The sequence below is a fragment of the Actinomycetospora sp. genome, from assembly GCF_036497245.1.
Lineage (GTDB): Bacteria > Actinomycetota > Actinomycetes > Mycobacteriales > Pseudonocardiaceae > Actinomycetospora.
The window spans coordinates 1-11,116 of sequence record NZ_DASXJS010000032.1 but is presented as its reverse complement, the minus strand read 5'-3'; the positions used below and the strand labels follow the sequence as shown (position 1 = coordinate 11,116).

The window sequence follows — 11,116 nt, the reverse complement described above, 5'->3', positions numbered from 1 at the left end:
GGCGACGCCGCGCCCGGACGGTGAGGTCGTGGCGTCCGCGGGCACGCCGGCGCAGCCGCATCTCCACCCCGGCGTGCGCGAAGTCCAGGTCGGGGGTGTCGAGCAGGTAGACCCGGCGCAGGCGCCAGCGCGACGTGGAGCGGCCGGTGAGGGCGGCCGCGGCCGCCTCGGGACCCGGGCCCAACAGGATCTTGACCTCGACGCTGTCGACGCCCTCGTCGACGATGCGCTGCCAGTCGTCGGAGCGCGGCGACGGGAACACCCGGGCCTGCTGCGCGCGACGACCCATAGCACCGCCTCTCGTTCGACGACCGTGAACCACCCGCACGACGGCGGGGACACCGCGGAGAAACCACACCGGCGCGCACTCCGCAGCGCCGACGTGGACGACGTGCCGTCCTGGTCTCGAACGGCGAGAACGGGCTGGATCACCCGAGGGTCCGGGCCCGACTCAGGACATCCTAACCCAGCGCGGACGGCCACCCGGGCCGTACCGAGAACGGCGCTCACGCTCCGGCGCGGCGCCCCACCAGGGCCAGGAGCTCGTCGCGCGGCGAGGAGCTGCGCGCCGTGACCGGTGCGGCGAAGAGCCCCGGGCCCGTGAGCATGACCGGGTCGGTGCGGATGTAGGCGAGCGCGGCCGCGACGCACCCGGCGTCCAGCTCCTCGTCCAGCCCCGCGCCGCGCGCGAGATCCCACTCGTGCACGGTGAGGTCCACGAGCATCTGGACCGCGTACTCCTCGACGTCGAGCCATCCGAACGACACGTGCACGCGGGGCGCGTGGGACCCGGTCGCCGTCCACGCCGCCCCGGACGGCCCGGCAGCGGCGTCCCAGGCGCCCGCCGGATCGTCGCCGACGAGGTCCCCGTCGTAGCGGTCCCCGACCTCGTCCATCGTCTGTCCGGCCAGGATGTGCGGGGCCCACCGGTGCTCGGAGCACAGATGGGCCACGAGGGCCCGGACCGTCCACGCGTCGCAGGGCGTCGGGCGGTCCCAGGTGTCGCCACCGTCCCCCGTCGCTGCGCCCGCCGCGGCGACGGCGTGCACTCGCGCGCCGAATCGGTCGATGGCCGCCGGGATCAGCGCCCGGGCGTCGGTGCTCGCGCTCATGGGCGACGAGCCTGCTCCGGGGCTCCGTCGGGCGCCACCGGTCTGCCAGGGTGGTCGTTCCCGGAGCCGGCCCGACCCCGACGGAGGCGCGACGATGGCCGACGAGCACGACGTCCGCCGGCTGGCCCTCGCCCTCGCGGGCGTCGAGGAGATCCCGAGCGACGGCTTCGACTTCCGGGTCGGCGGACGGGGCTTCGTGTGGTCCTACCCCGAGCGATCCGCCTCGGGACGCCGGGAGCTGCGGACCGACATCGCGGTCCTGTTCGTCGGGGACGAGGCCGAGCGGCAGGCCCTGGTCCTCGGCGAGCCCGCCCTGTTCTTCTCCACCCCGGCCTACGAGCGCTTCCCCCTGGTGATGGTGCGCCTCGGGAAGGTCGACCTCGCGCGCCTCACGGAGCTGGTCACCGATGCCTGGCAGATGCGGGTCGACGACTGAGGGCGCTCCCGCGGCGCCACGGTTGCTCCGACGACCGGGCCGTAGTGCCGACCCTGCGGTGACCCGCAACCTCGTGATCGGCGATCCGGCGCGGCCATCCGAGTGACAGCTTGCTCCGATGCCGTCGATGCTGGTCACACTGAGCTGCTGACGCCGCGCATCGGGAAGGACGGGACCGGATGACCCTCGTGCTGCACGACGATCTCTTCGACGCCCAGTTCGTCCGGGCCCTCGCCTACGTGCGCTCGGGCGGGGCGGAGCTCGGCGAGTGCATCGCCACCGCCCGTCGGATCACGAGAACAGACCCCGAGCTCTGGTACCGCGAGTGGCTGGCCACGGCCGAGCGGGCCGAGCAGGCCGCGGGTGCGAGCTCCCTCGCGGGCGACCTCCCGTCGGCGCGGGACGCCTACCTCCGCGCGTCGAACTACTACCGGACCGCGGGCCTCTTCCTCATGGGCGCCCCGGTCGACGACCGGTTCCGGCACACCGCGGCCAAGCAGACCGAGACCTTCCGCACCGGGACGGCGCTGTTCGCCTCGCCGCCGGAGGTCCTGGAGATTCCCTACGAGGGTACGACGCTGCCGGGCTACTTCTTCCGCGCCTCCGACGACGGCTCACCCCGGCCGACCGTGATCCTGACGAACGGCTACGACGGCACGGTCGAGGAGCTGTACTTCGCCAACGGGGCCGCTGCGCTCGAGCGCGGCTATCACGTGCTCGCCTTCGACGGTCCGGGCCAGGGCTCGGTGATCCTCGACCAGGGCATCCCGTTCCGCGCGGACTGGGAGAACGTGGTCGGCCCCGTCGTCGACGTCGCGGTCGCGCGGCCCGACGTCGACGCCGACCGGCTGGTGCTGATCGGCTGGAGCTTCGGCGGCTACACCGCACCGCGCGCGGCCACCGGCGAGCACCGCCTCGCCGCCTGCGTGGCCGACTCCGGTCCCTACGACCTCTGGGACGCGCTCGTCTCCCGGATCCCCGGCGTCCTGGCCCACCAACTGCCGGACGGGAACCGGATCGCGCTCGCCGTCCTGCAGAAGGCCCTCGAATCGACCATGCGCAAGCCGTCCGCGGGCTGGGCGCTGCGCCGGAACCTCTGGGTGCACGGCGTCGACGACGCGATGGGCTTCCTGGACATCGCGCCGCAGTACACGCTGAAAGGACGCGAGCACCTGATCCGCTGCCCCACGTTCGTCTGCCACACCGCGGGCGACGACATCAGCGCCGACGCCCGGGCCATGGCCGACGCCCTGGTCTGCCCCCACGAGTACGTCGAGTTCGGCCACGACGACGACGTCAGCGGTCACTGCGAGATGGACGGCCGCGCGGTGTTCCACGAGCGCCTGTTCCGCTGGCTGGCCGGGGTGCTCGGGGACCCGACGACGCCCGGCGGCCACCGGCCCGCGCACCCGGCCGGGGCGTTGACGTGACCCAGTTCACAGCCTAGCGTCGGGGGTTCTGGGCGCTTCGCCCGATTCGACGACCTCGACGGATCCGGCGCGGTCCGCGCCCGGGGGCGCGGGAGGTGGGTCGTATGGCTGCCGTGGTGGTGTGCGGGGGCAGCGTGATCGGGCTGTCGGTCGCGGTGATGCTGGCCGACGACGGCCACGAGGTCACCGTGCTCGAGGCGGATCCCGACGGTGCCCCGACGACGCCGGCGCAGGCGTGGGACTCGTGGCGACGCCGGGGCGTGGCCCAGTTCCACCAGCCGCACGTCCTGTTCCCGCGGTTCCGGCACATCTGCGACGAGGAGATGCCCGGGCTGACCGATCGCCTGCTCGCGGCGGGATGCGTCTGGGAGGACAACCTCGACCCACTGCCCCCGACCCTCACCGATCAGCGGACCCGCCCGGGCGACGCGGCGGCCAGGTTGGTCACCGGGCGCCGCCCGGTGATCGAGTCGGTCGTCGCCGCCGAGGCCGAGGAGCGGGCGGGGGTGACCGTGCGGCGGGGTGTCCGGGTCACGGCGCTGCTGCCCGGACCCGCCGCGCGGGCAGGCACCCCGCACGTCGCCGGGGTGCGTACGGCCGACGGGGAGGAGTTCGCCGCCGACCTCGTCGTCGACGCGATGGGGAGGCGGGATCCGTCGTCGTCGTGGCTGGCCGCCCTGGGCGCCCACCCGCCGCAGGCGCAGGCCGAGGACCAGGGCTTCGCGTACTACACCCGCTACTTCAGCGGGCCGAGACGGCCCGCGCGCCGGGGTCCCATGCTGACGCCGGTCGGCAGCGTGTCGCTGCTGACCCTGCACGGCGACAACGACACCTGGTCGGTCACGGTGTTCGGGGCCAGCGGGGACGCGCCGTTGAAGGCCCTGCGCGACCCGGAGTGCTTCGACCGGGTCGTCGCGTCGTACCCGATCCAGGCCCACTGGCTCGACGGTGAGGCCGTCACGGGCGTGCTGCCGATGGCGGGGATCCTCGACCGGCATCGCCGCCTCGCTGCCGACGGCCGGCCGGTCGTCACCGGCTTCGTCGCCGTGGGCGACGCGTGGGCCTGCACCAATCCCTCCGCGGGCCGCGGGCTCAGTGTCGGGCTGATGCACGCCCAGTTGCTGCGCCACACGTGGCGTCGCCATCTCGACGATCCCGCGTCGTTCGCCCGGGTCTTCGACGAGCGGACCGAGGAACTCGTCGCTCCCTACTTCCGGGACCAGGTGACGGCCGATCGGGCCCGGATCGCCGAGATGAGCGCCGACCGGTCCGGTCGGGCGGCTCCCCCGCCTCGCGGCCCCATGGCACGCCTGGCCGCCGCGGCGCCCCACGACGCCGACGCGTTCCGCGGGCTCCTCGAGATCGCCATGTGCCTCGCCCTGCCCGACGAGGTCCTGTCCCGCCCCGCCGTCATGAGCGTCGTCGACGGCGCGGACGACCCGCCGTCGCTCGCAGGCCCCGGACCCGACCGGGAAGGGCTGCTGCAGCTCCTGGCGGGCTGACCCGGGGACGCGGTCCGACGGACGACGCCCCCGGAGCCCGACTCCCTGCTACCGCGGCGGGACCGATCCCTTCACGAACGCGAAGTGGTCGTCGAAGCGCAGGACCGGGTCGTCCCGGTAGGAGTGCCGGAACTGCGCGATCCCCTCCCGCAGCTCGTCCTCGGAGAACTCCCCCAGCACCGACATGTACCGCGATTCGAGCATGTGGATGTAGCGCTCGCGCTCGATCGTGGCGTGGAAGGTCCGATGGCTGACCGAGGACCGGAGCCCGGCCGCGGAGACCATGTCCGCGACCTCCGCCGGATCGGGCTGGAGCTGCTGGAAGCGCTCGTGGGCCGCCGCGAACAGCGGGTGCTGGATCGACTTCGGCAGCATGATGATCAGGACCCGGCCATGGCCCGACAGGAGCCGGACCAGCCCGTCGAACGTGCCCTGGCGGTCGGCCATGTGGTGGATCGATTCCTTGAGGACGATCGCGTCGAGGGGGCGGTCGTCCGGGAGCGCCACGCGTCCCGAGGCCAGGTCCTCCGCCTGGGCGTGCAACGGCCGCAGCCCCGGCGAGGCCGGCAGCTGGTCGAGCATCGCCTGCACCGGGTCGACGCACAGGATCGGCCGGGTGGGCTGGACGTCCTCGTAGAGCCTGCGGGTGTAGAGACCCGTGCCGCACCCGATGTCGGCGATGGCGTCGGAGCCCGTCAACCGGAGCGCGTCGGCGATCGCGTGGGAGAACCCCCGCACGTAGTCGGGGTTGTAGGTCCAGTGCTCGTTGTAGGTGGCGGCGACGCGCTCGTAGTGCTCGACGGTCCGGTCCATCACGGGCTGACTCCCCTCACGGGCGCCGACGGCACCGTCGGTCGGCGCAGAGCCTGACATGTCGGCGGGCGGTACGCGCTACGCGAAATGCTCGAGCAGCAGCTGCGTCGTCCGGGCCGGTGCGTGGGCGGGGATCCAGTGACCGACCCGGGGGATGCGCTCGTAGCGCCAGGGACCATTGACGTACCGCTGGGAGTCGGTCATCTGGCGTTCGGTCAGCGCGATGTCCCCCTCGCTCCAGACCCCGAGCACGGGGCAGCGGATCGCCGGGATCTCGAGCGCTCCGCTCGTCGCCGCGAAGATCTCCGGTGGCATGTTGGCGCGGTACCAGTTCAGCCCCGCCGTCAGGGCCCCCGGACGCTCGAGGTCGGCCAGGTGCTGGTCGAGCAGGGGATCGGCGCCGCGACCCGCGCCGTCGTGGGCCCAGTCGCGGAACCAGCGCCAGTCGTCGGCGGGCATCTGCGCCTCGGCGACGCCCGGGAACTGGAACCACAGCATGTACCAGGAGAGCTGCTTCTGACGGTGCCCGGCGCCGGCGAACGCGTGCGGGTGCCCCACCGAGAACGCGGCGAGGCGGGTGACCCGGTCGGGGGCGAACGCCGCCAGCGCCCACGCCACCAGGGCGCCCCAGTCGTGTCCGGCGACCCGGACCTCACCGGCCCCCAGGTGGTCGAGCACCCCGACGAGGTCACCGATGACCGTCCGCAGGCCGTAGGCGTCGACCTCCGTCGGCCGATCGCTGTCGCCGAATCCGCGCAGGTCCGGGGCGATCACCCGGTAGCCCTGCCCGGCGAGGGTCTCGATCTGGTGCGCCCAGAGCGTCGCGCGGTCGGGGAAGCCGTGCAGGAGCAGGACGGCCGGTCCCTCGCCGGCCTCGACGACGTTGAGGGTGATCCCATCGAGCGCGACGCGATGGCTGGACAGGGTGACCGGCACGGTCGTTCTCCTCCCGGACTCTGACGACGGCGCCCACCCTGGCACGCGGTCGGCGCCGGTGCTGCGGCCCGACGTCAGGACGCCGCGGTCGGAAGATGCTGTCGCCCGCGGACGACGACGAGCCGGACGGCCTTCAGCGCGCGCAGGTCGGCGAGAGGATCGGCGTCGAGCACGACGAGGTCCGCGCTGTGGCCGACGTCGAGGCGTCCGATGTGGTCGGCCCGGCCGAGTGCCGCGGCGGCCCGGGTGGTGGCGGTCGCCAGCGCCTGCTGGGGCGACCAGCCCGCCGCGGCGAAGAGCGTGAGGGTGTCGACGAGGTCGTCGAAGTACCCGACGCCGACGCCGGCGTCGTTGCCGGCGACGAGCGGGATGCCGTGCTCGGCGTCCCAGGCCAGCTTCCGGAGCTGGAGATCGAGCCCGGCTTCGGCGGGCCAGGTCTCCCACCCGCGGGCCCGGGTGGGGACGATGGCCGCCCCGGAGGCGGCGACGAGCTCGGCCACCTCGGCGGAGAGGTCGTGCCGGGCCTCGCCGTCGGCACCCGACGGGGCCTGCCAGCTGCCGTGCTCGATGGTGTCGACGCCCGCGCGGGCGCACTGCGCCATCGCCTCGGTGCCATGGGCGTGCCCGGCGACGGGCAGACCCCGCGCGTGCGCCGCCTCCACGACGATCGCGAGATCGCGTTCGTCGAACTGGCTCTTCCACCGGGGCGCGCCGGCCGGGGTGAGGTCGCCGCCGCTGGCCATGATCTTGATGACGTCCGCGCCCGCCTCGGCCCGCTCGTCCACGGCCGCGCGGAGGCCCCGCTCGGCATCACCGCCGCCGGTGTCGATCTCACCGCCCAGGAACCAGCAGTGGCCTCCGGGCGGCGTCAGCGGCGACCTGGCGGACAGCACGCGCGGACCCGCGGCGCTCCCGCTCGCGGCCCGTTCCTCGAACTCCGCGACGAGTCCGGCCAGGTCGCCCAGGTCCCGAGCGGTGGTCACGCCGCCGTCGAGCGCCGCGCGCGCGTTGGCGGCGATCGTCGCCCGCACGGCGTCCAGGTCGCCGGCTTCGAGGGCGATCCGGGGATCGGTGGTGACGTCGAAGGAGAGATGGACGTGGGCATTGATCAGCCCGGGGATCACGGTGCCCAGCGGGAACTCGAGGTGGTCCACCGGGCCGGCGGTGCGCTCGAGCTCCTGGGCGGGCCCCACGGCGGCGACCACTCCGTCGCGGAGCAGCACCCCGCCGTGCTCGAGCGGTGCCCGTTCCGGGTCGGTGATCACCCGCCGCGCCGCGATCAGCGTGCCGGGACTGCGGGCGGGCGGCGAGGCGATCGGATCGGACATCGTCGGGGAGCCTGACAGACCGCGGCCGACCTCCGACGCGGACCGTCGGATGGCCGGCCCGCGGCCTCACGCCCGTGGATGCTTGTCCCGGACCGGGCGGGGCCGGGCTCCTCCCCCGGGCGCGGCGAGCTCGGGTGCGGCCTCGGCGAGCCTGCCGAGGACCATCCGCCAGGCGTTGTCCATGAACGTCGCCTGCGCGGGGGTGTCGACCAGCTGGTCCACCCGGACCCGGCAGCCGCCGGTCGTCCCGGTCACGTGGGCGTACGCGCGGAGCTCGCCGCCGGGGACCGGGACGACGTCGTCGTCGGCGAGGTCCCAGGACATCACGATCAGCTCCGGCGGCACGGTCAGCTCGTAGCGCCCGCGCACCTGCGTGCCCCACTCCATGGTGGCCGCGAAGTGCCCGTCCTCGATCCGGACGGGGACACCGAGCCATCGGCTGTAGACCTCGGGATCGGTCAGGGCCGTGAACGCGAGCTCCTGCGGGCAAGGCAGCTCCACCGTCGCGATCACCGCCGTGGCGGTGCGGGCGCTCGCCCGCTCGCGCTCCGGCAGGTCGTCGGCCGGGGTCCACCGGTCACCGGGGTCGGCGATCAGGCGCTGCAGGCCGTCGAGGGCCTCCCGGCGTGAGCGATAGCGCCGGAAGCTCCCGTCCACGCGCATCGCGACCAGCCCGGCGTCCCGGAGCACCTTCAGGTGCCCGGAGACCGTCGGGGCGCTGACGTGCACCCCGGCGGCGATCTCTCCGGCCGCTCGTTCCCGATCACCGATGAGCCACAGGATCTCCCGTCGGACCGGCGAGCTCAGGGCGTGCAGCACCCGCTGGATCTCGTCCACGCCACCACCCTTGACTCGCGGTTTCGTCCGCACTCTAATTCGGTGTCGGCCGAAACACACTGGTGGAGGCCCCGAACCGGCTGGGGACACCATGGGCACCTGGGAACTCATCGCGACCGAACGCGCCCGGCTGGTCGAGGCGCTCACGAAGCTCGACGACGACCAGTGGGCCGTGCCGTCGCTGTGCGCGGGCTGGAGCACCAAGGACACCCTGGCCCACATCGTCTCCACCGCGGAGATGACGCCGCCCCGGTTCTTCGCCGGGCTCGCGGGGAGCGGGTTCTCCTTCGGCCGTCTCATGGCGCGCAACGTCGCCGCGGTCGGTGCCGACCCCGTCCCCCGGCTGCTGGCGCGGCTGGAGGCCAAGGTGCACGACCGCAACGCTCCCCCGGGACCGACCGGGTCGTGGCTGGTGGAGACCGTCGCGCACGGCGAGGACATCGCCTACCCGACCGGCACGACGATCGCGCACTCCGAGGAGGCCCTCGTGGCTGCGGCCGACGCGGCCAAGAACACCCAGCCGCTGCTCGGAGCCAAGAAGCGCGTGGCGGGGCTGCGCCTGAGCGCCGATGACGTCGACTGGACGACCGGGGTCGGCCCCGAGGTCCGTGGCCCGATCCGGACCCTGCTGCTGGCCATGGTCGGACGCCCGACCGTGCTCGGCGATCTGCAGGGCGACGGCGTCCCGACCCTGCAGGCCCGGTCCTAGCGGACCCGGTCCTGGCGGGGCCGGTCCTGGCGGGCCCGGTCCTGGCGGGGCCGGTCCTGGCTGCCGGTCAGGAGTCGGCCAGCCACGCCAGCCATCGGCCCCGGGACCAGCAACGGCCGATGGCCTCGGCGTGCAGAGCCGCCCCGTCGAACACCGCCAGGCCGACGATGCTGTGGCCGGACGCGCGGCGGTCCCCCAGCGTGGGGATCGACGGCGCGACCCCGACGCCCTCGACCGACACCCACGCCACCGCCCGGCCGGCCGCCGCGTCGTCGAGGCGGTGCAGGAAACGCAGGCGGCCCTCGAGCGGGAGTGCCGACAGCGCCCACGTCGTGGTGACCACGGGCAGGGCGTGCGCGGGCACCCGCGCGACCGCGTCGGGCAGGACGTCGACGGCGACCGGATCGAGGTCGACGCCGACCCGGGCCACGACCTCCGGCACCGCCCGCGTCGGGACCGTCCGCTCCCCCACGAGCGAACACGACAGCTGGACGGGCGAGGACGGGTCACCCAGCGACTGCCCGTTGCTGTAGGCGATGCCGACGCGGTCGACCTGGAGGTTCGGCCCGGTCGAGCCGCCGAGGTCGATCAGCCCGACGGCCTTCGCGACGACCCGGTGAGCGGCCTCGGCGACCGCCGGATAGAGCACGGCGCAGCGTCGGGTCCCGGTCTCCGCGTCGGCCGGTGTCCTCGGCATCCGGACGACTCTAGCCACGGGGCGGGTCGCCGGAATCCCCTTCCGGGACGCGAATTCGGGAGGAGGATGGGAGGTGGAGCCGGGGCCCGACGGGAGCCGCCCGGCCTGATGCGGGAGTCCTGCGATGAATGTTGCCGTGATCGTGATCGTGGTCGCCGTGCTGCTCGTGGCGATCCTGATGTCCACGTCCCTCCGGCTGGTCCAGCAGTACGAGCGGGGAATCGTGCTGCGGTTCGGTCGCCTGCTGCCCGCGGTCCGCCAGCCGGGACTGACCGTGATGATCCCGGTGGCGGACCGGATGCGGAAGGTGTCGATCCAGACCGTGGTGCTCGACGTCCCCTCCCAGGGCACGATCACCCGGGACAACGTGACCATCGGGGTCGACGCGGTCGTCTACTTCCGGGTCGACGACCCGGTCCGGGCCGTCATCAACGTCGAGAACTACATCCAGGCCACGTCCCAGGTCGCGCAGACGTCCCTGCGCTCGGTGATCGGCCGCGCCGACCTGGACACCCTGCTGTCCGACCGCGCGCGGATCAACGCCGAGCTCCGGGACGTCATCGACGCCCCGACCGAGGACTGGGGCATCCGGGTGGAGCGCGTGGAGATCAAGGACATCTCGCTCCCCGAGAGCATGCGGCGCTCGATGTCGCGCCAGGCGGAGGCGGAGCGCGACCGGCGGGCACGGGTCATCGCCGCCGACGGCGAGTTCCAGGCCTCGACGAAGCTCTCGCAGGCCGCAGGCGCCATGGCCAACACGCCCGGGGCGCTCCAGCTCCGCCTGCTGCAGACCGTCACCGACGTGGCGGCCGAGAAGAACAGCACCCTGGTGATGCCGTTCCCCGTCGAGCTGCTGCGGTTCTTCGAGAAGGTGACCGACCGTCAGACCGACGCGGAGGTCCCGGCCGTTCCCGCGGAGGACACCGCGGCCGCCCGGCCGAGCGAGCTGCCGGACGGTCTCAACGGCGTGGTCCCGATCCCCGACGTCGCCCCGACGGTCACCAGAGCCGACCAGGAAGATCGTCCGTGAGCTGCGCGAGCTCGTCGCGGCCGATGCACGTGTAGGCCGCGGCGACCCGCTCGTCGTACTCGTTCAGCGTGAGTCGCCCGTGCCCGAGGGCGCGCGTCAGCCGCTCGACCACCAGCTCGCGCTCGCGGTCGGAAGCGCGGACCCCGCTGCGCTCGCCGTCCATCGTCCGTCCGCCCACTCCCGCCGTCGCGCGCCCGGTCGACCGAGACCTCCAGGCCAGCCTACGAGCCGCGAGGCGGGTTCAGCGCAGTTCACGACTGCGGGGGTGGGCGACGGGTGCCGTCGG

General features: G+C 73.9%; 13 protein-coding genes. 5 read left to right on the top strand and 8 right to left on the bottom strand.

The genetic code is table 11. The features are described 5' to 3' along the window. Positions 1–289, bottom strand: a 289-nt coding sequence (locus tag VGI02_RS04170; RefSeq protein WP_331626000.1) for a hypothetical protein, incomplete at its 3' end; no start/stop codon positions are given. A 217-nt stretch (positions 290–506) separates the two neighbouring features. Then, entirely contained in the window at positions 507–1,112 is a 606-nt protein-coding gene (locus VGI02_RS04165) for a TIGR03086 family metal-binding protein (protein ID WP_331625999.1), read from the bottom strand. 94 nt (positions 1,113–1,206) lie between these two features. Between VGI02_RS04165 and VGI02_RS04160 the strand changes: the two genes are divergently transcribed. The 3 genes from VGI02_RS04160 (at position 1,207) to VGI02_RS04150 (ending at position 4,480) form a co-directional block, all read left to right on the top strand. Then, positions 1,207–1,548 carry an MmcQ/YjbR family DNA-binding protein gene (locus VGI02_RS04160; protein ID WP_331625998.1) on the top strand — a complete coding sequence of 114 codons (342 nt, stop codon included), beginning with the start codon at positions 1,207–1,209 and terminating at the stop codon, positions 1,546–1,548. A gap of 179 nt (positions 1,549–1,727) precedes the next feature. Beyond that, positions 1,728–2,978 (top strand): alpha/beta hydrolase family protein, encoded by a 1,251-nt coding sequence (locus tag VGI02_RS04155; RefSeq protein ID WP_331625997.1) that lies wholly within the window; start codon positions 1,728–1,730, stop codon positions 2,976–2,978. 104 nt (positions 2,979–3,082) lie between these two features. Beyond that, on the top strand, positions 3,083–4,480 hold the full coding sequence (locus VGI02_RS04150; RefSeq protein WP_331625996.1) for an FAD-dependent oxidoreductase: 1,398 nt from the start codon (positions 3,083–3,085) through the stop codon (positions 4,478–4,480). Positions 4,481–4,528: 48 nt separating this feature from the next. Here the strand turns inward: VGI02_RS04150 and VGI02_RS04145 are convergent, their stop codons facing one another. The 4 genes from VGI02_RS04145 to VGI02_RS04130 all read right to left on the bottom strand — a co-directional run bounded on the left by VGI02_RS04145 (position 4,529) and on the right by VGI02_RS04130 (position 8,394). Continuing rightward, entirely contained in the window at positions 4,529–5,293 is a 765-nt protein-coding gene (locus VGI02_RS04145) for a class I SAM-dependent methyltransferase (protein ID WP_331626001.1), read from the bottom strand. A gap of 78 nt (positions 5,294–5,371) precedes the next feature. Beyond that, positions 5,372–6,229 carry an alpha/beta fold hydrolase gene (locus VGI02_RS04140; protein ID WP_331625995.1) on the bottom strand — a complete coding sequence of 286 codons (858 nt, stop codon included), beginning with the start codon at positions 6,227–6,229 and terminating at the stop codon, positions 5,372–5,374. Between the two features lie 74 nt (positions 6,230–6,303). Next, a complete protein-coding gene (locus VGI02_RS04135) occupies positions 6,304–7,557 on the bottom strand; it encodes an amidohydrolase family protein (protein ID WP_331625994.1) in 1,254 nt (417 codons plus the stop codon). A gap of 66 nt (positions 7,558–7,623) precedes the next feature. Then, positions 7,624–8,394, bottom strand: coding sequence for a metalloregulator ArsR/SmtB family transcription factor (locus VGI02_RS04130; RefSeq protein WP_331625993.1), 771 nt, complete (start codon positions 8,392–8,394; stop codon positions 7,624–7,626). A gap of 91 nt (positions 8,395–8,485) precedes the next feature. On the opposite strand from VGI02_RS04130, the gene VGI02_RS04125 reads away from it, so the two are divergent. Further along, positions 8,486–9,103: a maleylpyruvate isomerase family mycothiol-dependent enzyme gene (locus VGI02_RS04125; RefSeq protein WP_331625992.1), complete on the top strand. Its 618-nt coding sequence runs from the start codon at positions 8,486–8,488 to the stop codon at positions 9,101–9,103. Positions 9,104–9,170: 67 nt separating this feature from the next. Here the strand turns inward: VGI02_RS04125 and VGI02_RS04120 are convergent, their stop codons facing one another. Next, positions 9,171–9,800: a DUF2332 family protein gene (locus VGI02_RS04120; protein ID WP_331625991.1), complete on the bottom strand. Its 630-nt coding sequence runs from the start codon at positions 9,798–9,800 to the stop codon at positions 9,171–9,173. A 124-nt stretch (positions 9,801–9,924) separates the two neighbouring features. Here VGI02_RS04120 and VGI02_RS04115 point away from each other — a divergent pair, with 124 nt between their 5' ends. Beyond that, positions 9,925–10,830 (top strand): slipin family protein, encoded by a 906-nt coding sequence (locus VGI02_RS04115; RefSeq protein ID WP_331625990.1) that lies wholly within the window; start codon positions 9,925–9,927, stop codon positions 10,828–10,830. Here VGI02_RS04115 and VGI02_RS04110 read toward each other — a convergent pair. Next, positions 10,799–10,993, bottom strand: a complete 195-nt coding sequence (locus VGI02_RS04110; RefSeq protein ID WP_331625989.1) for a DUF1707 SHOCT-like domain-containing protein — start codon at positions 10,991–10,993, stop codon at positions 10,799–10,801. The two genes, VGI02_RS04115 and VGI02_RS04110, sit on opposite strands and share 32 nt — an antisense overlap. Positions 10,994–11,116 lie beyond the last annotated feature (123 nt).